The sequence below is a fragment of the Bacillus cereus group sp. Bce041 genome, assembly GCF_052646455.1.
The window spans coordinates 999,463-1,023,275 of sequence record NZ_JBQXON010000002.1 but is presented as its reverse complement, the minus strand read 5'-3'; the positions used below and the strand labels follow the sequence as shown (position 1 = coordinate 1,023,275).

The following is a 23,813-nucleotide window of genomic DNA, read 5'->3' as shown; positions in this document are numbered from 1 at the left end:
TCTTATTATAATGATTGTTTTAGATTGATTTTTCCTTGTTCACCTAAAACACCGTCAGCGATATTTACAGCGTGATCGCCAATGCGCTCTAAGTTACTTACCATATCGACGAAGATGATACTTGCATCACCTGAACAGCTGCGTTCATTTAGACGTAATACGTGACGTTTACGAAGAACACGTTCCATTTGGTCGATTTTGCGTTCTTTGGCAATAACAGTTTGAGCTAGTTCAGTATCGAAGTTTGTTAAAGCTTCAACTGAGTCTTGCAGTGTTGAAATTGTTAACTCAAGCATTTCGTTTAATTCAGCTAATGCTTCATCTGATAGTGAAACACGGTTTGAAATTTGGAAATCTACAAGTTCTACAAGGTTTTCTACATGATCACCGACACGTTCAATATCTCCAACAACACCTGCTAAAACAGAATGTTTTTCAGAATCCGTAGGTGAAAGTGGCTTTTCTGATAGTAAAACTAAATACTCGGTAATTTTTTTATCTAAATTGTTAATAGCTCCTTCTAATTGAGTAGCCATGTTTGCGTGTTTTTTGTCTTGTGTATTTAAAAATTGATTTGCTTCTTTTAATCCATGTAATGAGAACTCAGCCATACGGATAATCTCTTTTTGAGCTTCAGTTAAAGCGATGGCTGGAGATTGTTCAATAAAGATTGGATTTAAATGTTGTGGTTTGAAGTCAATCGCTGCATCTTCACCACGAATAATTTTTGTTACAATCCATGCTAACACTGCAATGAACGGGAATTGAATGATTGTATTTGTTACGTTAAATGTTCCGTGTGCAAATGCAATAGTCATTTCTGGATTCAAGTTTAATGATGTTTGGAAATATTGAATTAAACTTGTAAATGGTATTAATAAAATTGTAAAGATAATTGTACCGATAATATTAAAGATAACGTGAACTAATGCTGCACGTCTTGCTGCAATTGAAGTACCGATTGCTGCTAATACAGCTGTAATTGTTGTACCGATGTTATCACCGAATAATACAGGAAGAGCTGCTTGTAAATCGATTGCACCTTGACCGAATAGTTCTTGTAAAATACCGATTGTTGCACTTGAACTTTGTACAATTAAAGTAAAGACTGTACCGACAACAATTCCTAAAATTGGATTATCACTCATGCTCACTGTTAATTCTTGGAATGATTCTAAAGAACGAAGAGGTTTCATACCTGCGCTCATTAATTCTAAACCGAAGAATAACATACCAAAACCGAATACAACTTGACCTACAGAATGTACTTTTTTATTTTTAAAGAAGAATAGTAAGATTGCTCCAACTGCCATAACTGGGAGAGCATATTCTCCGATTTTAATTCCGATAATAAATGCAGTAACTGTCGTACCGATGTTTGCACCCATAATAACACCGATTGCTTGTCTTAATGTCATAAATCCGGCACTTACAAGTCCGACTGTTAAAGCGGTTGTTCCTGAACTGGATTGGATTAATACAGTAACTAACATACCTGCTAGTACACCCATAAGTGGGTTTGTTGTAAAACGATCTAGAATATCGCGAAGACGATCTCCAGCTGCTTGTTGCAGTCCATCGCCCATGTATTTAATCCCGAATAAGAAAATACCTAATCCACCAATGAACTGGAAGATCATATCTTGAACATTATATTCCACGCATTCCACTCCTTAAATTTCATGTACGATGTAATTATTAACTGAACCTTGAGTCACTGTAAACGGTTTGCTAGTAAAATTTACACTAAATTTACAAAAGGAATAAAAGTTTACAATCCCTTAAAGAAACAACTGCATTTCATTGGTTTTTATCTTGTATAAATCTTAATTTTGTAAAGAAATCACACTTTTTAGAATAATGTTGTTCAGTCGAATATCAAGGAAAGCGTCTGCAAGTTCATCGTATATTTTTTGATGAACGTTAAAAAAATATGTAGAGAAATGCATGTAGTTTTAGAACAGCAAAATGAGGGAAAACAATTCGTTTAACATGATAAAAAAGCCACTGAATTATCCAGCAGCTTTTTCCGTGTTTTTATCGCCATGCTTTTGTTTTCTTATGCTTGTAATGTAAATGAAGAGAAAAGCAATAAGTAATAGAGAGGAGTAACGATATACAGTTGCATAGTTTGTAAAGTGAGCAATAAATCCAAAGATAATCGCTCCAGCGCCGATTCCAAGGTCAAATGCGGAGAAGAATGTAGCAGTTGCTACGCCGCGTCGATGCGGTGCTACGCGGTCAATCATCCATGCTTGTAGTGCAGGTTGGATCGCTCCAAAACCACTTCCGTAACATGCTGCAGCAATAATTAAGCTCGGAATTGTCGTCGTATACGACAATAAAATAATACCTGTAAACGTTATAATAACTCCCGGAATGATGACGAATGTATGGCCTTTCGCATCATATAGCTTTCCAGAGAATGGACGAGTCACAGCGATTGCTAGTGCGTTACATAAAAAGAAGAGACTAATATCAGCTATGCCGACTTCTGTAGCAAATAGTGTGATAAAACTTCCGATTCCTCCGTACATTAATGTAATACATAATATTAATAATGAAGGAAGTAAAGCTTTACGCTCAATAAATCCATCGAGAAAAGTACTAGATGATTGTTGTGGAGGCTGTTTCGTTTTTTGGATTTGAAGTAGTTTCGTTAATATTAATGAAACAATTGTGCACGATAATGCACATAAAAAAAGAATTGTGAAGTTATATGTTTGCATAAGCCATAGTCCGATAAGTGGACCGAGGGCCATTGCAAGTGTTCCAGAAAGACCAAAATATCCCATGCCTTCTCCGCGGCGAGCTGAGGGAATTAAATCAGAAACGACAGTTCCATATGTAGTCGTTGTAATACCGAAACCAGCTCCGTGCAAAATACGAACAGCAAGCAAGAGAAAAATAGTTGAGGCGAAAAGGTAACTGCCCATAGCGAGTAAACAGATAGCAGTACCGATCATTAAAATGATTTTTTTATTGAATTTTTGCAAGGCGTTCCCAGTTAGCGGTCTAACAAAAAGTGCCGCAACGGTAAACATGCCGACAACAAATCCGATATTTGAACTTGTGCCACCAATTTCTTTCACATAAACAGGTAAGGTTGGAATTAACATTTGAAACCCTAAAAACATACATAAGTTTGCAAAAATTAAAGCAACAAACTCTTTTGTCCATAACGGTTCTCGTTTTACGAGTATTGCTTCTCCCATATATTCATCCCCTATATAAAATTTTCTCTTTTCTTTCGAGTATATGTATTGGCCAATGCAACAGTCAAGGAAGGTGTCTTGAAAACGGATAACAATTTTTAAGGTGAAAAACTGACAAATTTGTGTAAAGGCTACACAACTATGAAAAAAAGATGTAAAGTATAGATGTATAGACTTGTAGGTGTTAAGAATGATAGAAATTGTTTTTTCTTTAAAGAAAGCGGATTCAAAGGAGTAGTGAACAAGAAGGGGATATATACTTTTTCACTACATATATTTGAAAAGGTTTACAATATGATGAAGAAAGAGGCGTGTACATATGAGACGATTAGGTATTTCTATTTATCCAGAACATTCAACAGTAGAGAAAGATAAGGAGTATTTAACATTAGCAAGTAAATATGGGTTTACACGTGTGTTCACATGTTTATTATCTGTGGATGGAGAAAAAGAGAAAATTATTGAAGAATTTAAAGAAACGATCTCACATGCGAATGCATTAGGGTTCCAAGTATTAGTGGATATTAGTCCATCTGTTTTTGAACAATTAGGTATTTCGTATAATGATTTATCATTCTTCCATGAATTGGGTGCGTACGGTATTCGTTTAGATGTTGGTTTTTCAGGATTAGAAGAATCAATTATGACTTATAATCCGTATGGTTTGAAAATTGAGATTAATATGAGCAATGGTACGAAGTATGTAGATAACATTATGAGTCATAGACCAAATCGTGAAAATTTAATTGGTTGTCATAATTTTTATCCGCATCGTTATTCAGGGTTATCATACGATCATTTCATTAAATGCTCGAAACAATTTAAAGATTACGGTATGAGAACGGCTGCTTTTATTTCATCATTTGATGCAACATACGGACCTTGGCCAGTAACAGAAGGGTTATGTACATTAGAGCAGCATCGTGAATTACCGATGACAACACAGGCGAAACATTTATTCGCGACGGAATTAATTGATGATGTTATTATTGCAAACGCATATGCGTCAGAAGAAGAATTACAAGCACTAGGTGCATTAAATAAAGAGAAACAAACATTTGATATAGAAATATATGATACAACGACAGAACTAGAAAGAATTATCGTATTAAACGAACCACATTTTTATCGCGGAGATGTATCTGAATATATGATTCGTTCTACACAAAGTCGTGTGAAATATAAAAAAGAAGAGTTTAAACCTCATAATACGCGTGAAATTAAGCGTGGGGATTTATTAATTGATAATGAACAATATGGTCAGTATAAAGGCGAATTACAAATTGCATTAAAAGATATGGTGAATACAGGAAAAACAAATGTAGTTGGTCGAATTGTAGAAGAAGAGATTTTCTTACTAGACTATTTACAAGCATGGGATAAATTCGGATTTACATTAAAGAAATAGAGAGAATATAAAGGGGAAAAACTACTGATTTCAGCAGCTTTTCCCCCTTTATATATAAAGAGCGAGAGGAAGAGCTATGACAAAGGTGCATCAGCGATTAATTTCTATTTTAGAGGAATTTTTAGAAGAGAAATCGATGTTAAATCGAGCTTTTTTAGCGGGCCGTTTACATGTATCGACGAAGACGATTCAAAAGGATATAAAATTATTAAATGATATATTGGAAGAAAACGGAGCGAAAATCGAATCGCAAAGAGGGACTGGGTACGAATTAGAAATTATACAAAAGAAGAAATTTGAAGACTTTTGTGTGAGTCTATTTCAAAAACAGACGGAAAAGATCCCAACTTCTTATGAAGAAAGAATAGCGTACATTCTGCAGCGTGTTTTAATGACAGAGGGATATGTGAAGCTTTCAGAATTAGCGGAAGAGATGTATGTGAGCAAATCAACGGTCAATTTAATTATGAAAGATGTTACAGATATATGTGGTCGCTATAAATTACAAATTGAGAAGAGACCGTATTATGGTATACGTATTGTTGGAGAGGAATTTAATATTCGTTCTTGTTTATCACAATATGGTTTACCGCGTTATGACCATACTCCGTTTCATGAGCAATTTGAGCAGACGGAGACATATTTATCGCTACCGCATATATCACTCATTCGTTCAATTATATTAAAGTATATTGAAGGCGGAACAATATATTTATCTGATATAGAAATTGATAATTTAGTCATTCATATTGCAATCGCATTAAAGCGTTGTCAAAGTCAACATTATATGAAAGGACTGCATGCGGAGCAATCAGAACTTATAATAAAGAAAGAATATACAATTGCGAAGCAGATTTTAGGAGATTTAGAGAAAGCGTTAAAATTTTCATTTCCAGAAGAAGAAGTATTATATGTGACGATGCATTTATTAAGTACTGCTGTTACAACGAGAAATCGCTATGAAAATATAGAAGAGCTATTAGGGAAAGATATATATGCATTTATGCAACATATTCTTTTTAAAGTAGCGGAAGAACGGAATCTTATTTTTTATTATGATGAAGAATTATTATTTGGATTTGGTATTCATTTAAAAACGTTATTAAATCGTTTGAAGTATAAGTTAAATACGAGAAATCCTCTTTTGGCAGAAGTGAAAAAGAATTATCCGTATGCTTTTGAAATTGCGGTTCTCGTTGGAGATATCATTGGTGAATATACGGGTGAATCGATCCCTGAAAGTGAAATTGGTTATATTGCAATTCACTTCGGTGGAGCTATGAGCCGTTTGCAGGAGCAAAATCAAAAGAAAAGATGCTTATTAGTTTGTGCGACTGGTCAAGGAAGTGCCCAACTATTAAAATATAAAATTTTATCACAGTTCCGAGATAAATTAGAGATTGTAGGTATTACAGGCTATTATCAATTGAAAGTAGAAGATCTTTATAAAGAAAAAATAGATTGTATTATTAGTACGATTCATATACCGAGTGGCTTGCCTGTTCCAGTTATAAAAGTGAATTCAATATTTGATGATAAAGAGATTAAATCGATTGGTCAGCGGTTGTTTACGCATGTGAATACTAGTGTGCAGCCTTATATTAAGGAAGATTTAATCTTTTTAAATTATAGTGCTTCTACGAAAGAGGATGTTATTCAGTTTTTATGTGAGAAAGCTGCTGAGAAACGCTATGTACCAGAAAACTTTTATGCTTCTGTTATGGAAAGAGAAAATACGTCTCCGACAGCGGTTGGGAATTCAGTTGCAATCCCGCATCCGATGCAGTTATTAAGTGAGGAAACTTTTTTGATGTTTTGCACACTTGAAAAGGCTGTTGATTGGGGAGATAAAAAAGTACAAGTAATTATTTTATTTAGTGTAAAGCGCAATAATAATGAAGATTTGCAAAGGCTTTATGATTTTTTATATGATATTATGTCTAGTCAAACTACGATAGAGAAACTTACTCAGACCGAGGTAATTGAAGATTTTCAAGAGATTTTATTATCATTTTGAAAAAGTATATAAAAACTTCCGTTACATAACGGAAGTTTTTTATGTTTAATTGTATGCGTTTTCATAATAAGATGAAAATATAGAACCATATAGCTTGGGGGAATTTAAAATGGCTGATATGCAAACTCCATTTGCGTTAATTTTACATGGTGGCAATGCGAGAAGTGCGGCGCTTGAAGCAATTGCTTTTGCAAGACAAGGAGATTTCGGGAATGCCGGCGAAAAGATGAAACTTACTAGTGAGGAAATTTCAGCAGCGCATCGTATTCAAACGGATTTAATTCAAGAAGAAGCAAGAGGAAATCATGCAGAAATTAGTTTACTGTTGGTGCACGCACAAGATCATTTAATGAATGCAATTACAGTGAAAGAACTGGCTGAAGAATTTATTGCTCTTCATAAACGAGTAGAAGAGAAAGTGACCGTATAAGATGTACATTTTATTATGTTGTGCAGCAGGTATGTCAACGAGTATGGTCGTAAGAAAAATGCAAGAAGAGGCAAAGAAACAGGGGAAGAATTATAAAATTAAGGCAGTTGATTCAGAACTAGTGAAGCTTGAAATTAAGGAAGCCGATGTCGTTTTAATTGGCCCACAGGTGAAATATTTATTCCCAGCTGTAGAGTTTCTTGCAAATTCATACAATATACCAGTTGCGATTATAGACCAACGAGATTATGGCATGTGTGATGGTTTGAAGGTGCTTAAGCAAGCAGAACAATTAGTTTTAGCATAATTATATCTTTTTAAATATAAACATTATAATGTTATAAAGTTTATTTCGTTCTTTTATAGTAGAGAGAAAGAGGAGGGCTATTGATGAATGGGTTTATGAGTTTTATGGAACAAAAGATTATGCCAACAACGCAAAAAATTGCAGGACAACGACATTTATTAGCAATTCGAAACGGGGTTATTTCTACATTACCGTTAACGATCGTCGGATCATTTTTTGTTATCTTTTTAAATTTACCAATTGATGCATATATGGAATGGATCGCACCGTTTCGTCATATTTTAGATATTCCATTTCGATTTACAGTAGGACTAATGGCATTATACGCAGCGTTTGGTGTAGGGGCTTCGCTCGCGAACTTTTATCAGCTCAATCAGTTAAGTGCAGGGTTATTATCTGTACTCGCCTTTTTACTAGCATCAGTTGAACCAATTCAAATTACGAAAGCTGTACCAGGTGTTATTGATGCAGGGAGATATATTTCAGTAGGAACATTAAGTGCAACGTCTTTATTCGGCGCAATTGTTACAGCATTAATTGCAGTAGAAATTTATCATTTTATGATTAAGCATAATATCTCGATTAAATTACCAGATAGTGTACCACCAGCAGTTTCAAATTCGTTTGCAGCATTAATTCCAACATTAGCAGTTATTCTTTTATTCTGGGGCATTCGCTACGGTTTGAAATTTGATGTGAATACAACGATCACATATTTAATCGCACCATTAAAATCAGTATTAGTAGGAAATAATTTATTCGGTGGTTTATTAACAGTATTCTTAATCGTGTTTTTCTGGTCATTCGGTATACATGGACCAGCGATTTTAGGACCAATTATTCGTCCGATGTGGGATTCAGCAATTCTTGAAAATATGGAAGTATTCACGGCTACAGGAAATGCACATCAGTTACCAAACTTATTTACAGAGCAATTTATTCAATGGTTCGTATGGATTGGCGGATCAGGCTCAACGTTAGCTTTAGTAATTATGTTTATGTTCTCTAAATCTAAGTTCCTAAAAGAGTTAGGTAGATTATCATTCGTACCAGGTTTATTCAATATTAACGAACCAATTATTTTTGGGGCACCGATTGTAATGAACCCAATTCTAATTATTCCGTTCGTTATTACACCGTTAGTGACAACGACAGTATCATATTTTGCAGTTGTTTCAGGTATGATTCCACTTATGATGGCGAAACTGCCATTTACGATGTTAGCACCAATTGCAGCGGTAATTAGTACGGACTGGACAATTATGGCTGGTGTACTTGTACTTGTTAACTTTGTCATCTCATTCGTAATTTACTATCCATTCTTCAAAATGTATGAGAAACAACAATTAGCAGGAGAGGAGAAAACAGAATGCTCGGAGCAATTATCATCTTAATTACATTCGTGGTCGGACAGTGTATTGCCCATTATTCGAAATGGGTACAAAGTAAATCTTTATTAGTGTTACTACTAGTATCAGTTTTATTTATCGGTTGTTCAATGGGTGCATATGTAATGTTAGGATTGCAATCACCGTACGTAATTATTGTACCGACAATTTTATGTGCAACGTGTTTATCTGCAAAATATAGATTTACGAGCATGGCATTAATACAACGTGTGAAGGAGATGCAAAAGCATGGAGCGTAAATTAGGAATTTCACTTTATCCAGAACATTCAACGAAAGAAAAAGATATGGCTTATATTTCCGCAGCGGCACGACACGGTTTCTCAAGAATATTTACTTGTTTGTTATCTGTGAATCGTCCGAAAGAAGAAATTGTAGCTGAATTTAAAGAGATTATCAATCACGCAAAAGATAACAATATGGAAGTTATTTTAGATGTAGCTCCAGCTGTGTTTGATCAGCTTGGTATTAGTTATAGCGATCTATCATTTTTCGCAGAATTAGGCGCAGACGGTATTCGTTTAGATGTAGGTTTTGACGGATTAACGGAAGCGAAAATGACGAATAATCCGTACGGTTTAAAAATTGAGTTAAATGTAAGTAACGATATTGCGTACTTAGAAAATATTCTTTCGCATCAAGCGAATAAATCAGCTTTAATTGGTTGCCATAATTTTTATCCGCAAAAATTCACTGGTCTTCCATACGATTATTTCATTCGCTGTAGTGAACGCTTTAAAAAGCATGGTATTCGCAGTGCAGCCTTTATTACATCACATGTCGCAAACATCGGTCCATGGGATATTAACGATGGATTATGTACATTAGAAGAGCATCGTAATTTACCAATTGAAGTACAAGCGAAGCATTTATGGGCAACAGGGTTAATTGATGATGTCATTATCGGAAATGCTTATGCGAGTGAGGAAGAGTTAGAGAAACTAGGAAACTTAAATCGCTACATGTTACAGCTAAAAGTGCACTTTGTAGACGAAGCGACTGAAGTAGAGAAGAGAGCTACGCTGCAAGAATTACACGTAAGGCGCGGCGACATAACAGAGTATATGGTACGTTCTACAGAAGTACGTAAAAAGTACAAAGATTATGACTTCCCAGTGCGTGAAAGTGTGCTGCAGGAAAGAGGGCAAGTTGTAATTGGAAACAATTCATTTGGTAAGTATAAAGGTGAACTGCAAATCATTCTGAAAGAAATGCCGATAGATGAACGGAAAAATATTGTCGGTACAATTGCAGAAGAGGAGTTATTCTTACTAGATTATGTAGGAGCTTGGACGCAGTTTACTTGTGTGGAATAGGGAAGAGAAGGAGAGGATGCTGTGACATCCTCTTTTTTCTGTTGAAATAGTAATCTATCGTATATAGAATGCAAAGAGATAGACTTAATTTGGACGGGAGAGAAGGAGATGGAAGAGTATATAGATGATTTATTAAGGCGGATGGCTGATGAGGAAACAGAGATTTGGCATCGTGCGTATGATGAAGCAAAAGCGTTAAATGACTTATTAACTTTTCCTTATTTACAGCAGAAGGTAATCAAAGCAAAAAAGGTATCTATGAAGAAAGATATTTATTATTTAATGACGAAACTCGCCATCAATACGAAGGAAATCTATATTGCTGATTATCTTATAGATCGTTTGGAATGTGAACAAAGCCCGACTTTGTTAAGTGAACTGCTTAGTAATATTTATACATTGCCAGAAATAAGTAGTACAAATAAAATCATTCCGTATATTTATCATAAAAACGATAGTGTTCGTTATTGGGCAGTTGCTTCCTTAAAGTTATATAAATCGTTAGAAGCGGAAAGTGCGTTGCTAAAGTTGTTGGATACTGAAGAAAATAAAGATGAGATTACACATATTTGTTATACATTGTTTGAGATTGGAACGAAGCAATCGATTCTGCCGTTAACAAAGCTTTTATATAGTAATAGTGCCTATGTTCGTTCAACCGTTATTGAGGTTTTAGCAAAAATAGGGGGATCGGACTTACAAATAGTTTATATTGAAGCTTTACATGATAGAAATGTTATGGTGAAATATGAAGCTGTTCGAGCTATTTATACGTATGGCGACGAAATGGCAATGAGAGCAATTTGCGAACGTGTGAATAAAATTGTTGCTAGAAGACGTAAAAATGAAGTAGAGCCTACGGATGAAGCAGAGATTATCATTGCTCTTCGTTTCTTACATAAGTTTGCTAATCATGAAGAAGTTTTAAAGATATTTGATAAGGTATACAAAAAACGTGGAAACTTGTTTATTTCGAAGAGGGAGTGGCTTCGAGACAATATTGCTTACTTTCAAGAGAAAGAAAGAATGTAATAATTATAGAAAAGGAGCCAGTCTCAACGATGAGACTGGCTCTTTTTTATAACTAGTTTAATACTTTAACTGTAACTGTTTTACGTCCCCAGCTACTTGATGAACCTTTATCTGGCATTAAAACGTCGATTTTATTACCTTTAATAGCTCCACCAGTATCACCAGCGATTGCTACTCCGTAACCTTCAACCCATACTTTTGAACCTAATGGAATGACACTTGGATCAACTGCAATTAGTTTCATGTTTGGATTAGCTGTTAAGTTGTGGCCTAAAGCTGATTTTACTTGGTCGCCTGCTTTATAACCATTTTCAAGTGGATCTGCTGTGTAAGCTGTTGCTACAACACGTAACTCACGAGAAGATGATGGTGTACTTGTTTCAGTTTCTTTTGCAACAGGTTGTTGTGTAGCTGGTTTTTGAGCTTTAGCCGCTTCTTGAGCCTTAGCCGCTTCACGAGCTTCAGCTGCTTCTTGAGCCTTAGCTGCTTCACGAGCTTCAGCTGCCTCTTGAGCTTTAGCTGCTTCACGAGCTTTAGCTGCTTCTTGAGCCTTAGCCGCTGCTTGAGCTTCAGCATCTGCTTGAGCTTTAGCTGCTTCACGAGCTTTAGCTGCCTCTTGAGCTTTAACTTCTGCTTGAGCTTCAGCATCTGCCTGAGCTTTAGCTGCTTCTTGAGCCTTAGCTGCTTCACGAGCTTTAGCCGCTTCTTGAGCTTTAACTTCTGCTTGAGCTTCAGCTGCTTCGCGAGCTTTAGTTGCTTCCACTGCTTTAGCTTTTGCTTGAGTTTCAGCTACTTCCTGAGCTTTAGCTGCTTCACGAACTTTAGCTGTATCTTGAACTGTAGTCGTTTTTTCAACTTTAGCTACTGGTTGAACTTTAACTGGTGCTTTACCTGTTAAGTAAGGAACATGAACATAAGCTGTTTTTCCGTTATATTCAAATTGAATCCAATCATTTTGTACTTGGTGTGTTGTTTCAATTACATCATCTTTTTTCAACTTACCAAGAATCTCTGAGTCTGTGTTTGCCCCAGCACGTACGTTTAATACGTTTGCTGTTACGTAGTAAGTGTCTTTTGTATAGTCAGCGCTTATGAAAGCTTCTTTACCGCTATTCAATTGAACTTTTGACCAACCATTTTCTGTATGTAAAACATTTACTTTATATCCATCTAATAATTTTCCTACAACTTTTGATTCAGTAGTTGGGTTTTCTCGTACGTTTAGTACGTCAGTCGTTACGATTGTTTCTGCTTTAGCAGATGTTGTGAAAATCCCAAGACCAAAAACCGCTGCTGTTGCTATACCCATAAATTTTTTCATAATAGCCTCCATTGCATTTGTTTTCGTTGACCTCATTATAGCAACCATTATTTTCTTATTTGCGAAAAACATAAAATTACAAAGCTTTCGTAACGGGGCATTAATATTCTGTAACAATTCCATAAATATCCTGATAGCGCTTCCTTGTTGTTTTTTGGCGTATTAGGGCATATGAAACACAAAATGAGTAGTATTTCAATTACTGTAACGTTAATAATGTTACAGTAATATTTCTTAATGATATCTATAGCGTTACAAAAATAGCTTATTTTACTGTTTGAATGGAAATTTAGTTATGAAACGATAATCTTTTTAGGCGTGAAAATATATAAATGAGGTGAAATTTAATAAAATATCGATATAATTGTTACAAAATCAGTCGAAGTATGGAAAAAATTACGCCTTGATTTTCGTCTGTTACATAGTATTTTTGCAATAATAGAATTAGATAATAGCCTTAGTACCTATAAATAATGAAGAGTATTAGAATGGTAGTTGTAACGTGAAACATATATAATAGAAGAAACTCAATTTAGTAGATAAATAAAAAACGCAGGAGTGTAAACTCCTACGTTTTTGTTTATTCATATCGTAAACATTCAATTGGATCCAGTTTGGCAGCTTTGTTAGCTGGCAGTAAACCGAATATAATACCGATTAACATTGAGATACCTACTGCAAGAAGTCCAAGTTCTTTTGAGACAACGAGTGGCCATCCAGCAAAGATTGAGACGATCCAAGCGAAGAAAATACCGAGCATGAATCCGATGAAACCACCAAGTCCTGTTAATATACAAGATTCGATTAAGAATTGTGTTAATACTTTACCACGTGTTGCACCAAGTGCTTTACGAATACCAATCTCACGTGTACGTTCTGTTACAGATACGAGCATGATGTTCATTACACCGATACCACCAACAAGTAAGGAGATAGCGGCAATACCACCGAATACCATTTTCATCATACCGATTGATTCGTCTAGTTGTTTCGTAAATTCACCTAAATCTTGTGCTTCGAATTTGTGCTCAAATTTAGGAGCTTTCATTTCGTTTAAGACAGAAACAGCTTGTTTTTCTACACTTTTACGTTCTGTCGGAGAGGTCATTGTTAATCTTACAGAGTCATACTCATTTACTCCTGAAATGACAGGCGCATTTTCAAGTGATGTATAACCTTCAGGCATAGGCATTCCAAAGTCATTTTTCGTTTCGTATACACCAACTATTTTATACGGCTTTCCTTTTATATCTGTGTATTGATTTGATTCCCAACCACTACTAAATAATTTGTTGAAAGCTTCTTCATTTAATATAACAGCAGGGATTGCTTGATTTAGTTCACTGTCATTTAATTCACGACCGTGAACTAATTTTATTTTCGAATCTGTCATAAAGGCGCCTGTTCCACCTTTTAAATCAAGATTTACATCTTTTGAACCAGCAGATGCTTTTACTTTCATACTTACGTCTGGATACACATCTTTAACGCCTGGTACAGTTTGCAGACGGTTTAGCATATCAGGTGTGATTTTGGCACTATCTGTTCCGTAATCAGGATTGTTGTAGTAAATCGTTACTTCGTTATCTTTTCCTTGGCCTAATTCTTTTTTAAACTTTGCGTTTGTACCATCACCCATTGAAATGATAGTAATAATGGCACTAATACCGATAATAATACCTAACATCGTTAAGATAGAACGCATTTTATGAGCAAAGATAGAGGAAAGGGCCATGCGTATATTTTCACTCGTATTCAAAATTAACCTCTCCAATCTTGGACGATATTTCCGTCACGAATTACAATTTGACGTGCTGCAGCTTCCCCGATTTCACGGTCATGGGTAATCATAATGATTGTTGAGCCTTGTTTATTTAATTCGTAAAAGAGGTCCATAATTTGTGTACTTGTTTTCGTATCAAGTGCTCCCGTCGGTTCATCGGCTAAAATGAATTTCGGGTTATTTACGATTGCGCGGGCAACGGCGACACGCTGCTTTTGTCCACCTGATAATTCGTTCGGTAAGTGAGTAGCGCGATCAGCTAAACCGACTTTTGTTAAAGCAGCTAATGAGCGCTCGCGTCTTTCTTTTTTATCGACTCCAGCGTAAATAAGAGGTAGTTCTACATTTTGAAGCGCTGTAAGTCTCGGTAATAACATGAAGTTTTGGAATACGAATCCGATCTCTTTATTACGTACGTGTGCAAGTTCTGTTTCAGACATGTTTGAAATATTTTGACCGGCTAGTTCGTACGTACCTGTCGTCGGTTTATCTAAGCAACCGATAATGTTCATTAATGTTGATTTACCAGAACCAGAAGGTCCCATAATTGAAGTGAATTCTCCTTGGTTCAGTGTTACGTCAATTCCGTGTAATATTTGAACGGACTCTGCACCATTTTGGAAGGATTTCGTGATGCCTTTTAAGTTAATCACTGGGCGACAACCTCCATACCATCTTTTAAGTCTTTTTCAGGTTTAGAGATAATTTCCTCTCCTTTTTTCACTCCAGAAACTTTTGCTTCGCTATCAGTCTCGAATTCAACAGTAACTGCTTGTTCTTTCGCCTTACCGTCTTTTACAACGAAGACAACATTTTTGTCACCTTTTTTCACGATACTGCTTTTCGGAACAATTGTACCAGTTGCTTCGCCAGATTTACTTGTTACGTAAACGTGGAAGCCGTTTTGTAATTCGTCACTATTATCTAATGTGACAGTGAATTGATAGTTAGAAACAGTTTTATTTTCATCCATGCTCTTTAATGGTGTAGAACCGATTTCTGTTACTTTTCCTGTCCAAGTCTTACCAGCGACAGTTTTTGATGAAACAGTTACTTCTTGCCCAACTTTCATACTAGCAAGCTCATATTCAGAAATTTGACCTTTTACTTTAAATTGACCAGCGTGACGAAGAGTAATTCCGCTCATACCTGTTTTTTCGTCAGCAGTTTTTACGATATCATCAATTACGCCATCAGCAGGACTTGTTACAGAAAGATTGTTTACTTTCTCTTTTGCTGCTTTAATCATTTCATCAGCTTTTTCAACTTCAAACTTTTTCATTTCAATTTGTGATTCTAATTGCCCAACTTCGGCTTCTGATGCTTTTAATGCTTCAGCAGGAAGGCCTGAATTTTTATCTTTTTGTAATTTTTGTTTCGCTACATCAATTTGTTTTTGGAGCAACGTTACTTCTTTTTGTGCGATTTTCTTTTGCATTTCTGCTTCTGTTACACCTTGTTTCGCAGTCGGATCATTGTATTTAAATAGAAGCTGACCTTTTTTCACTTCATCGCCTTTTTTCACAGCTAATTCATATGTTCCTTTTGTTGGATCGAATGAAATAGTTTCAATTCCATTTGGAATAACTTCGCCACCAAATTTTTGCGCGTTTTGGATTTGTTTTTCGGTTACTTTATATCCGCTATATGCCATTGCTACATCTGAACCGCCACCAGCAAATGCAAAGTATGATCCAGCTGCAATTCCGATTGCTACTACACTAGTAATTAACACTTTATTTTTCTTCTTCATCTATTTATCACCTTTTCGTTCGTTTTAGTATCTACATTAAGTATAGAAGAGGTAAAGAATCTGACAAATCGTTTTAGCTTACAATAACCTTACAGTTTTGTAAGGTATGAATATGTAAATGTAAGGTAGAGGTTGTCCTAGTGTAAGCAAATGAATTGACTCGTCGTTTCTTTCTTACAATAATATTGTATGGAGGAAAGGAGGAAGGAAGATGGAAGCTTATTTTAGCGCACACCCATTAAAACCATTTATTCCATACTCAAGGCAACATGCCCTTATATTATTTATTATGTTGGTGGGGATATTTTTTCTGTATCAATACCAAGATGTATTACGTCAAAGTGAGTGGAATATAACGGTTCGATATGCAATTGCATTTTTATTTATAGGTAGTGAAATTGGGCTTCATATGTGGGAGTGGAAAGCGGGGATTTTTGAGCTAGCTACTTCATTACCGTTTGAATTATGTACGATTAGTTTATTATTAGCGTCGATTATGATCGTAACGAAAAGTTACCGCATATATGAGATTGTATTTTTCACGGGAATTATTGGTGCATCACAAGCTATTTTAACGCCAAACTTGCAGTATGCTTTTCCGCATTTTCGTTTCATTGAATATTTTATCGCGCATATATTGCTCATTTGGGCACCACTCTTTATGACTTGGGTGGAAGGCTATAGACCGACCTTGCAATCTATTAAGCGTACGATGATATTTTTAAACATATTGATTCCGCTTGTTTCGTTTGTGAATTATAAAACAGGCGGTAATTATATGTTTTTAGCTCATAAGCCAGAAACAGCTTCATTACTCGATATGTTAGGACCGCATCCTTACTATATTATTTCATTAGAACTCGCAGCGCTTATTGGGTGTTTTATTTTGTATATGCCGTTTGCAAAAAGAGAAAGGCATGCGCATAAAGAATCACTAGGATCATAACCTAGTGATTTTTTATGATTGAATATTTACAATTCAGAAAATTAAGAATAAAATTAGAGAGTAAAATATAAAGAGAGAGAAGGGAAAACGTGGTCAAAAAAGTTTTTCTGAATGGGATGGAAGTGACAATTCAATTTATTATTTCGATTTTGGGGATTATTATGTTAGGGGCTCTGCCGAAATTGTTTTATGGATTTAAGCTGGATGTATCAAAGTACATACAGAGTTTAAAAGAAGTGTTTGTGAACTTAATGGATATTTCCAATTTGCAATATGTGAAAGGTAAATTTTTATTTCCGCAGCTGTTCGTCCATTATAAAGAAACGATTATTATTTTTTTAGCTGCTTTTTTTATTTCATTATTTGTAGCATTTTGTATTGTTTATGTAATTATGAGTAGTTCACCGCGTATACAACATCGAATTAAATCATTTCTTATCTTCCTAGAATCTATTCCAGATATCCTTCTTATTTTAGTATCACAAATTTTAGTTATATGGTTTTTTAAACAAACAGGTTTTTTACCTTTTCAAATTGCTTCAATTGGAGGCGAGTCAATTAGAGGATTGCCGATACTTTGTTTGAGCATCCCGACTACGATTATGTTTGTAAAAATGGTCGTGCTTCGTTTTGAAAATGAACTAGAAAAAGATTATGTACTATTTGCTAAGGCGAAAGGGCTGGGGCGCTTTCATATTTTAAATCGTCATATTTTACGAAATGTGTTGCTTAGTACATTATTCTTTGCGAAAACGAATATCTTTTTTATGTTATCTAATTTATATATTATAGAATGGATTTTTAATACGGGTGGTATTTTTATGTTTTTGAAATCTTATTTTGGTATTAGAGTTGAGGTTTTCATCGTTAGTGTGCTTCTTATATATATTCCGATTTTTATTTTATTTAAATTGTTTCATTATCTCATTCCGGCTGCGATGAAGGAGAGATTATAATATGTGGACGTATATAAAACGTGATAAAAGATTTTGGATAAGCATTGGGTTTCTTCTCCTATTAGTTCTTTTGAGCATCGGAAATACGTTATGGAATGATGGACATATTAGACAAGTTACATTGCAATATGATGCGGATGAAAATCCACAAGTGCCACCGTTTTCACCTTCATTACAATTTTTACTCGGGACAGATCGGAAAGGATACGACCTTTTACATTTAGTTATTGAAGGCGCGAAGTGGACGATTGGTATATCTATTTTAATTGCGGCACTTAGAATGGTAATAGGTGTGTTTTTCGGTGTCGTACTCGGAACGTATATAAAAAGAGGATTTTCAAAAATTGAGGCTTTCTTTGATAGTTTTACAGTTATTCCGACAGTTATGATTGCGTATTTTTTTCTTCAATCTGCAAATGCATTTGGAAGCGGGGAGGAAACAACAACCTTTTTTGAAAGGGCTTCGTTTCAAGTTGTCTTACTTGTAATGCTTGTAATGCCAGTTATTGCACTGTATGTTGCGAAGGAAGTTCGTAAATTGCGAACGGAGGAATTTGTTGATGCCGCACGCATATTAGGTGGATCGAGAAGACATATTGTTATAAAGCATCTTTTCCCGCACCTTTATATGACGTTTATACTTGTATTTTTTCAGCAGTTTACGCAGACTCTTACTATTTTACTGCACTTAGGGTTACTAGAAATATTCTTTGGCGGAACGGTTAAGTTTTTAGGACCGATAGAAGAAATAGAATCTTACACACATGAATGGTCAGGGCTAATTGGAGTCTATTTTAGATCTTTAACAGTGCATCCATGGATTCCTCTCGTCCCAATTACATTTTTCGGGCTTACCATTTTTTCAGGAAATATGATTGTAAAAAGTCTAGAAGAGGCGATGTTGAAAGTTCGATTAGGGGGAGAGATAAAGAAGGAAGTTGTAGAAGAGGAACAATCTGCTGTACAGTCAAAGGAAGAGTTGTTTACGTTTAAACATACGATGTGAAGAGAAAAAGAAGCAAGCATGGATTTCATGCTTGCTTCTTTTTACTTTGCAGAAACTTCACCTTCAGCTTCTGTTTGCGGAATAAAGTATCCGATTATACCACCAATTATTGCTGGAACGATCCAGCCGATTCCTAAGTTATAAAAAGGAATCGTGTGTACGATATTAGCGATAAAACTTGGTATCATTCCCACATTATCAAGTGCATGAATACAGCTAATAATGAATGCTGCGATCATTGCTCCGATGTAGACAGAAGGTTTACGTTTCGTATATTTATCGATAAATGATACGAAAATTAAAATGATTGTAATTGGGTACAAAATAATTAATACAGGTAGTGTGATTTTAATTAATAAGCTTAATCCTAAGTTTGAAATAACGAAACTAAAGATACAAACGTATAGTACGAGCTTTTTGTAAGAAACATTTGTTAATACTGTTGCGAAATAGTTGGCGAATGCACTTACAACACCAATTGCTGTTGTTAAACAAGCGAAGATAATGGCGATACTTAATAAAACATTACCGCTTGTCCCAAAGAATTGGTACATAACAGTTGCTAATAGTTGACCACCGTTCTCGAATTGTCCCAAGTTTCCGTTTGAAGCTCCGATATAACCGAGTAAGAAGTAAACAATTGTTAAGAATAGAGCAGCGATACTTCCGCAAATGATTGTATATTTCGCGATAGATTTCTTCTCTTGTATACCGTTTTGACGAATTGCATTTACAACAATTGTTGATAGTACGAGAGCGCCAATTGCATCTAACGTTAAAAATCCTTCAAGAAATCCTTTGAAAAACGGGATGTCTTTATAGTCACCGATAGGCTCTGCAAACGTTCCTGGTGAAAGAATCGCTTTTGTTGCCATAATTGCAATAATTACAAGTAAAATTGGCGTTAATATTTTACCGATATGATCTACTAGCTTGGATGGATTTAATGATAAGAAGTAAACGACTGTAAAGAAAATCGCACTAAAAACTAACATAGAATACCATTGATCTGGGAAAAGTGGTGCAATCCCAATTTCATAAGATACAGATCCAGTTCGTGGAATAACAAATAGTGGGCCGATTGAAAGATAAATAATGATAGCGAATACTGCTGCGAATTTTGGATGAACACGGCTCGCTAAAGTGTTAAAACTACCACCAGCAAGGGCAACAGCAACGATAGCAAGTAAAGATAAACCGACGTCTGTAATAATAAACCCTGTAATGGAAACCCACATATTTTCTCCGGAAGAAAGGCCAAGAAGGGGCGGGAAAATCATATTACCAGCACCGAAGAAAACTGCGAAGAGTAATAAACTAATCGAAAGTATTTGCGCTGGTTTCAAAGTTGTACGCATATAAAGAAAATCCTCCTAATGAGTATTTTTGTCGAAAATTCAAATAATTTGTCGAGTAACTGTTATTATTTTAAAGGTCTGATGACTAGAAAGCAATAGGGAATTTTGAAAAAATTAAAAAATAATGCATTAAATCGAATAAATATACTATTTGTATGTTTAATAGGAAGGATTTAACTTTTAACGTAAAAAAAACACATATCGCTAGGATACGTGTATTAAAAATATATTTTTCTATCGCGTTCTTCTTTTAAAATTTCAACCGCTTCTCGGAAACGTTGTGAATGGACAATTTCTCGTTCGCGTAAAAAGCGTAAACTGTCATTTATGTCGGGATCGTCAGATTGGTTGATAAGCCATTGATATGTGGCACGCGCTTTTTCTTCAGCCGCAATATCTTCGTATAGGTCGGCAATTGGATCACCTTTAGCTTGTATATAGGTTGCAGTAAATGGAACACCAGCTGCGTTATGGTAATGAAGTGCGCTGTCATGATCGACGTAATGAGGGTCGAGACCAGCTGCCTTCATCTGTTCAGGAGTCGCATCTTTTGTCAGCTTATAAACCATCGTAGCAATCATTTCAAGATGCGCAAATTCTTCTGTACCAATATCGGTAAGGAGGCCAATGACTTTATCCGGGATTGTATAACGCTGATTTAAGTAACGTAGTGCAGCAGCTAATTCTCCATCTGCACCACCGTATTGCTCAATTAATAATTTTGCAAGTGCTGGATTACAAGTTCCTACTTTAACAGGGTATTGTAATTTTTTTTCATAAATCCACATAGTTTCTCTCCTTTATATTTGCCATGGCCAAGGACCTTTGCTCCATTCCCAAGGGGCATTAGAATAGCTATTTCCATACTGTTGAAGCGGTCCATATTTTTCTTCCATCTGTTGTTTTAATACTCTTCGTTTATAGGAAAAATCATTAAATTGGTTAATAGCTGCTGTATCGTCTGGGTGGGTGTCTAAGTAAAGGGTTAGTTCAACTAATACAAAGTCTAATTCTTGGAGATTCTCTAAAAGTCGATAATACTCTTCTGGTAGTGGCTGGTTCACGTCAGTAGTCACCGCCCTTTTTTATAAGGATTTTCGTAATAATCATAAAAGATAGGCCATAAGGTTCCTTTTTGTAGTGCTTCTTTCGGTGAGAATTGTGGTGAATTTGGCGGTTGAAAACCTAAATATAAATTAGGAGGGGTAGAGTAATATTTTTTACCAATAGGAGGACAAGGATCTTGAGGACTATGATATGGCACATATGATTTCATATATTTATCCATTAATAAACCTCCCTATATTCTTCATCACTACGTATTGTATTCAGACATAATAGGCCTTTATGACACATATAAAAAAGTAATAGGTACGGGGGGAATGAATGTGGAGAATGTGAAACAATTCATTGTATTGGAAGTGAAAAACTTAAAGGAAACTTTGTATTTTTATGAAGGGATTTTAGGAATCAAGCCTAGTTTAGAAAGACCCCAATTAGATGTAACAGGGGTTTGGTATGATGCTGATTCAATGAGAGTTAGTTTTGTAATGAATCGTAGTTTGGGTGGGCGTGAGAAGAGTGTTACGGATTCGGTTGATGTACTAATGTTTTCAATTTCTAACATAGAGAACTTAAAGAAGAGGTTAGTGTTTTATAAAATTGCATATACAGAAAACAAAAGTGAGAAGAGTATTGTAGTACAAGACCCAGATGGATATAAAATTCAAGTGATAGAGAAGGACGAATAAACGGAGGGGATTTAGTGGAGAGGAATTATGAAGAAAGTGCATTGTTTGAGCATCAATTTTGGCTAAAGGTGCTTACTGATCATTCGCAATTTTTACTTGATGCATTAGCTCCGAAGGAAAAAGAGGATATAAAAAAGGCCACTTATTTTGTTGAAACATTTACGAATCTGTTAAATAAAGTTCGTAATGTGAATCTCATTGCGTTTTCAAAAGAGGCAGAACGAGCCGCAAAGGAAATACGAACGTTTAAATTAAGTATTATACAGAAACAACTCGAGGGAAAAATCACTATTCATTTTACGCCAACTTTCATCAATCATATGGTAAACGAAGTAGAAGAATATATAACGGTGTTAGAATTTTTAAAGAAAGGAGAAGTTCCGCCTGTTTTTCATGAATTACATTATCATCTCGTTTGGTTAACGGATGCGGCTGGCCATGCAGGATCTATTTCTGGTGGATTAGATCTTGTTGAAAAAAGATTAAAAGAGAAAAGCGAAGAATTTACGAAGCACTTTGAACAATTTTACTTAAAGGCAGTTGAGATGACAGGTTATTTACGGACAGAGCTTCATCATTTTCCTGCATTAAAGAAGTTTACAAAAGATGTTTCACTTGAGTTAAAATTATTTTCGCATTTTCTCCATGAGGTTGAAGAGATGGAGTTATCGAATGAAATATTAAGTGCATTATCTGCTAGAATGGCGGATCATATGGCAAGAGAAGAATGTTATTACTTATTAAAATTAGCACAATCTTCTGGACTTGAGATGCCAAAATGTAATCCGCTTTAAAGAAAAAAGAGGTCAATTTTATTTGGCCTCTTTTTCTGTTTTATTGTCTCTTTTTATTTCTGCTTGTTCAATACTTGCCTGTAATGTCTCCATAATATTGATGATGTTTGGAGCAGGAGAGATGGTTTCGGTTTTTTCCTGTTGTTCAATTTTATTTTCGATTAATTCGGTAAGAGCTTCTTTATATTCATCTGTATATAACTCTTGTTCGAAAGGATTTGTAAGATGGTGGATTAAATTGATTGCTGCTGTGAGTTCTTGTTTTTGAATCGGATAATTTTCATTACTTGGTAAGTTAGGTGTATTTGTTATATCGCGAATTTCATTAGGGTAGTGAATAGTTTGTAATATAAGCCCATCTTCAAAGTTACGGATAATAGCTAAATGTTGTTTTTTTCTAATGGAAATATGGATAAGACCAAGTTTATTCGTACGTTCAAGAGCTTCTTTTAATAATAAATACGATTTTTCATGTCCTGAGGTAGGGCCTATAAAATAAGAACGATCGTAGAGAACAGAATCAATTTCGTTATTTTGGACAAAAGATATAATACGAATAGATCTTGGTTCGTGAGCTTTTTGCAACTCAGCTAATTCTTTTTCATCCATAATAATGTACTTATGAGGTGCGTATTCATAGGCTTTTACAATATCTTTATCATCAATTTCTTCATCCGTACAATCAGGAGCAAATTTTTTATATTTAATAGGTGTTAAGCATTCTTTATGAAGACTTAAAAATTTTATATCGTTTTCTTCTACGGCACTGTATAGTTTGATTCCTATATTTAATAGTCCAAGTGAAAGGGCACCTTTCCATACGGTATGCAAATGAAGCCTCTCCTTTCATTCAAAAATGATTATGTATATTATGAGATAGTAAGAAATTTCCTATACGTTTTTTGTTTTTACGGAATGTTAAGCAGGAGGATGTGGGATATAAAATATATTGACAAGCCCTCCAAAATATTTTAATGTGATTGTATAAAATTGTGTATATAAAGGGGAGTAAC

Annotated in this window: 24 protein-coding genes; 13 read left to right on the top strand and 11 right to left on the bottom strand. The window is 35.1% G+C overall.

Annotated features, from left to right (window positions below; all coding sequences use genetic code 11):
* Positions 1 to 5: 5 nt before the first annotated feature.
* A complete protein-coding gene (locus ACUN13_RS11275; RefSeq protein WP_000456278.1) occupies positions 6 to 1,661 on the bottom strand; it encodes a Na/Pi cotransporter family protein in 1,656 nt (551 codons plus the stop codon).
* Between the two features lie 351 nt (positions 1,662 to 2,012).
* On the bottom strand, positions 2,013 to 3,215 hold the full coding sequence (locus tag ACUN13_RS11270) for an MFS transporter (RefSeq protein ID WP_000503245.1): 1,203 nt from the start codon (positions 3,213 to 3,215) through the stop codon (positions 2,013 to 2,015).
* 319 nt (positions 3,216 to 3,534) lie between these two features.
* Here ACUN13_RS11270 and ACUN13_RS11265 point away from each other — a divergent pair, with 319 nt between their 5' ends.
* From ACUN13_RS11265 to ACUN13_RS11230, 8 genes are all read left to right on the top strand, one after another.
* Complete coding sequence (locus ACUN13_RS11265; RefSeq protein WP_001253349.1) at positions 3,535 to 4,623, top strand: DUF871 domain-containing protein; 1,089 nt, start codon at positions 3,535 to 3,537, stop codon at positions 4,621 to 4,623.
* A 76-nt stretch (positions 4,624 to 4,699) separates the two neighbouring features.
* On the top strand, positions 4,700 to 6,640 hold the full coding sequence (locus ACUN13_RS11260; protein WP_000169796.1) for a BglG family transcription antiterminator: 1,941 nt from the start codon (positions 4,700 to 4,702) through the stop codon (positions 6,638 to 6,640).
* Between the two features lie 109 nt (positions 6,641 to 6,749).
* Entirely contained in the window at positions 6,750 to 7,070 is a 321-nt protein-coding gene (locus ACUN13_RS11255) for a PTS lactose/cellobiose transporter subunit IIA (RefSeq protein ID WP_088345648.1), read from the top strand.
* Position 7,071: 1 nt separating this feature from the next.
* Entirely contained in the window at positions 7,072 to 7,377 is a 306-nt protein-coding gene (locus tag ACUN13_RS11250; protein WP_000275642.1) for a PTS sugar transporter subunit IIB, read from the top strand.
* 83 nt (positions 7,378 to 7,460) lie between these two features.
* Entirely contained in the window at positions 7,461 to 8,771 is a 1,311-nt protein-coding gene (locus ACUN13_RS11245; RefSeq protein ID WP_001013053.1) for a PTS sugar transporter subunit IIC, read from the top strand.
* Entirely contained in the window at positions 8,747 to 9,025 is a 279-nt protein-coding gene (locus tag ACUN13_RS11240; RefSeq protein WP_000900048.1) for a hypothetical protein, read from the top strand. Before ACUN13_RS11245 ends, ACUN13_RS11240 begins: the two co-directional genes overlap by 25 nt.
* A complete protein-coding gene (locus tag ACUN13_RS11235; RefSeq protein WP_000440054.1) occupies positions 9,015 to 10,100 on the top strand; it encodes a DUF871 domain-containing protein in 1,086 nt (361 codons plus the stop codon). Before ACUN13_RS11240 ends, ACUN13_RS11235 begins: the two co-directional genes overlap by 11 nt.
* 108 nt (positions 10,101 to 10,208) lie before the next feature.
* Positions 10,209 to 11,132: a HEAT repeat domain-containing protein gene (locus tag ACUN13_RS11230; RefSeq protein WP_088345650.1), complete on the top strand. Its 924-nt coding sequence runs from the start codon at positions 10,209 to 10,211 to the stop codon at positions 11,130 to 11,132.
* Positions 11,133 to 11,184: 52 nt separating this feature from the next.
* Here ACUN13_RS11230 and entC read toward each other — a convergent pair whose 3' ends face one another.
* From entC to ACUN13_RS11210, 4 genes are all read right to left on the bottom strand, one after another.
* Complete coding sequence (gene entC / locus ACUN13_RS11225; RefSeq protein WP_025689753.1) at positions 11,185 to 12,576, bottom strand: cell wall-binding protein EntC; 1,392 nt, start codon at positions 12,574 to 12,576, stop codon at positions 11,185 to 11,187.
* A gap of 457 nt (positions 12,577 to 13,033) precedes the next feature.
* Positions 13,034 to 14,188, bottom strand: coding sequence for an ABC transporter permease (locus ACUN13_RS11220; RefSeq protein ID WP_001986269.1), 1,155 nt, complete (start codon positions 14,186 to 14,188; stop codon positions 13,034 to 13,036).
* A gap of 26 nt (positions 14,189 to 14,214) precedes the next feature.
* On the bottom strand, positions 14,215 to 14,889 hold the full coding sequence (locus ACUN13_RS11215; protein WP_000609100.1) for an ABC transporter ATP-binding protein: 675 nt from the start codon (positions 14,887 to 14,889) through the stop codon (positions 14,215 to 14,217).
* Positions 14,886 to 15,989 carry an efflux RND transporter periplasmic adaptor subunit gene (locus ACUN13_RS11210; RefSeq protein ID WP_025689750.1) on the bottom strand — a complete coding sequence of 368 codons (1,104 nt, stop codon included), beginning with the start codon at positions 15,987 to 15,989 and terminating at the stop codon, positions 14,886 to 14,888. The genes ACUN13_RS11215 and ACUN13_RS11210 overlap by 4 nt, the downstream gene beginning before the upstream one ends.
* A 211-nt stretch (positions 15,990 to 16,200) precedes the next feature.
* Here ACUN13_RS11210 and ACUN13_RS11205 point away from each other — a divergent pair, with 211 nt between their 5' ends.
* From ACUN13_RS11205 to ACUN13_RS11195, 3 genes are all read left to right on the top strand, one after another.
* Positions 16,201 to 16,935, top strand: a complete 735-nt coding sequence (locus ACUN13_RS11205) for a YwaF family protein (RefSeq protein ID WP_000388698.1) — start codon at positions 16,201 to 16,203, stop codon at positions 16,933 to 16,935.
* 89 nt (positions 16,936 to 17,024) lie between these two features.
* Positions 17,025 to 17,891, top strand: a complete 867-nt coding sequence (locus ACUN13_RS11200) for an ABC transporter permease subunit (RefSeq protein ID WP_000239670.1) — start codon at positions 17,025 to 17,027, stop codon at positions 17,889 to 17,891.
* A 1-nt stretch (position 17,892) separates the two neighbouring features.
* Positions 17,893 to 18,897 (top strand): ABC transporter permease, encoded by a 1,005-nt coding sequence (locus ACUN13_RS11195; RefSeq protein ID WP_000269976.1) that lies wholly within the window; start codon positions 17,893 to 17,895, stop codon positions 18,895 to 18,897.
* Between the two features lie 41 nt (positions 18,898 to 18,938).
* On the opposite strand, the gene brnQ2 is transcribed toward ACUN13_RS11195, so the two are convergent.
* The 4 genes from brnQ2 to ACUN13_RS11175 form a co-directional block, all read right to left on the bottom strand.
* A complete protein-coding gene (brnQ2, locus tag ACUN13_RS11190; RefSeq protein ID WP_001260934.1) occupies positions 18,939 to 20,255 on the bottom strand; it encodes a branched-chain amino acid transport system II carrier protein BrnQ2 in 1,317 nt (438 codons plus the stop codon).
* A gap of 218 nt (positions 20,256 to 20,473) precedes the next feature.
* On the bottom strand, positions 20,474 to 21,043 hold the full coding sequence (cotJC, locus tag ACUN13_RS11185) for a spore coat protein CotJC (RefSeq protein ID WP_000265278.1): 570 nt from the start codon (positions 21,041 to 21,043) through the stop codon (positions 20,474 to 20,476).
* A 12-nt stretch (positions 21,044 to 21,055) separates the two neighbouring features.
* On the bottom strand, positions 21,056 to 21,319 hold the full coding sequence (gene cotJB, locus ACUN13_RS11180) for a spore coat protein CotJB (RefSeq protein WP_001075543.1): 264 nt from the start codon (positions 21,317 to 21,319) through the stop codon (positions 21,056 to 21,058).
* A gap of 8 nt (positions 21,320 to 21,327) precedes the next feature.
* A complete protein-coding gene (locus tag ACUN13_RS11175; RefSeq protein WP_445423777.1) occupies positions 21,328 to 21,543 on the bottom strand; it encodes a spore coat associated protein CotJA in 216 nt (71 codons plus the stop codon).
* 34 nt (positions 21,544 to 21,577) lie between these two features.
* Between ACUN13_RS11175 and ACUN13_RS11170 the strand changes: the two genes are divergently transcribed.
* Both ACUN13_RS11170 and ACUN13_RS11165 read left to right on the top strand, forming a co-directional pair.
* Complete coding sequence (locus ACUN13_RS11170) at positions 21,578 to 22,006, top strand: VOC family protein (protein WP_162837398.1); 429 nt, start codon at positions 21,578 to 21,580, stop codon at positions 22,004 to 22,006.
* 14 nt (positions 22,007 to 22,020) lie between these two features.
* The gene (locus ACUN13_RS11165) at positions 22,021 to 22,800 is read left to right on the top strand and encodes a DUF2935 domain-containing protein (protein ID WP_088345654.1); all 780 of its coding nucleotides are present in this window, start codon (positions 22,021 to 22,023) and stop codon (positions 22,798 to 22,800) included.
* Positions 22,801 to 22,818: 18 nt separating this feature from the next.
* Here ACUN13_RS11165 and ku read toward each other — a convergent pair whose 3' ends face one another.
* A complete protein-coding gene (gene ku, locus ACUN13_RS11160) occupies positions 22,819 to 23,631 on the bottom strand; it encodes a non-homologous end joining protein Ku (protein WP_088345656.1) in 813 nt (270 codons plus the stop codon).
* Positions 23,632 to 23,813 lie beyond the last annotated feature (182 nt).

Bases quoted from the DNA above. Each gene is read 5' to 3' on its own strand.
- ACUN13_RS11260 (WP_000169796.1), top strand. From the start codon at position 4,700: ATGACAAAGGTGCATCAGCGATTAATTTCTATTTTAGAGGAATTTTTA.
- ACUN13_RS11265 (WP_001253349.1), top strand. From the start codon at position 3,535: ATGAGACGATTAGGTATTTCTATTTATCCAGAACATTCAACAGTAGAG.
- ACUN13_RS11210 (WP_025689750.1), bottom strand. From the start codon at position 15,989: ATGAAGAAGAAAAATAAAGTGTTAATTACTAGTGTAGTAGCAATCGGA.
- ACUN13_RS11250 (WP_000275642.1), top strand. From the start codon at position 7,072: ATGTACATTTTATTATGTTGTGCAGCAGGTATGTCAACGAGTATGGTC.
- ACUN13_RS11245 (WP_001013053.1), top strand. From the start codon at position 7,461: ATGAATGGGTTTATGAGTTTTATGGAACAAAAGATTATGCCAACAACG.
- ACUN13_RS11235 (WP_000440054.1), top strand. From the start codon at position 9,015: ATGGAGCGTAAATTAGGAATTTCACTTTATCCAGAACATTCAACGAAA.
- ACUN13_RS11255 (WP_088345648.1), top strand. From the start codon at position 6,750: ATGGCTGATATGCAAACTCCATTTGCGTTAATTTTACATGGTGGCAAT.
- ACUN13_RS11230 (WP_088345650.1), top strand. From the start codon at position 10,209: ATGGAAGAGTATATAGATGATTTATTAAGGCGGATGGCTGATGAGGAA.
- entC (WP_025689753.1), bottom strand. From the start codon at position 12,576: ATGGAATTGTTACAGAATATTAATGCCCCGTTACGAAAGCTTTGTAAT.
- cotJC (WP_000265278.1), bottom strand. From the start codon at position 21,043: ATGTGGATTTATGAAAAAAAATTACAATACCCTGTTAAAGTAGGAACT.
- ACUN13_RS11240 (WP_000900048.1), top strand. From the start codon at position 8,747: ATGCTCGGAGCAATTATCATCTTAATTACATTCGTGGTCGGACAGTGT.
- ACUN13_RS11205 (WP_000388698.1), top strand. From the start codon at position 16,201: ATGGAAGCTTATTTTAGCGCACACCCATTAAAACCATTTATTCCATAC.
- ACUN13_RS11270 (WP_000503245.1), bottom strand. From the start codon at position 3,215: ATGGGAGAAGCAATACTCGTAAAACGAGAACCGTTATGGACAAAAGAG.
- ACUN13_RS11175 (WP_445423777.1), bottom strand. From the start codon at position 21,543: ATGGATAAATATATGAAATCATATGTGCCATATCATAGTCCTCAAGAT.
- ACUN13_RS11195 (WP_000269976.1), top strand. From the start codon at position 17,893: ATGTGGACGTATATAAAACGTGATAAAAGATTTTGGATAAGCATTGGG.
- ACUN13_RS11220 (WP_001986269.1), bottom strand. From the start codon at position 14,188: ATGGCCCTTTCCTCTATCTTTGCTCATAAAATGCGTTCTATCTTAACG.
- brnQ2 (WP_001260934.1), bottom strand. From the start codon at position 20,255: ATGCGTACAACTTTGAAACCAGCGCAAATACTTTCGATTAGTTTATTA.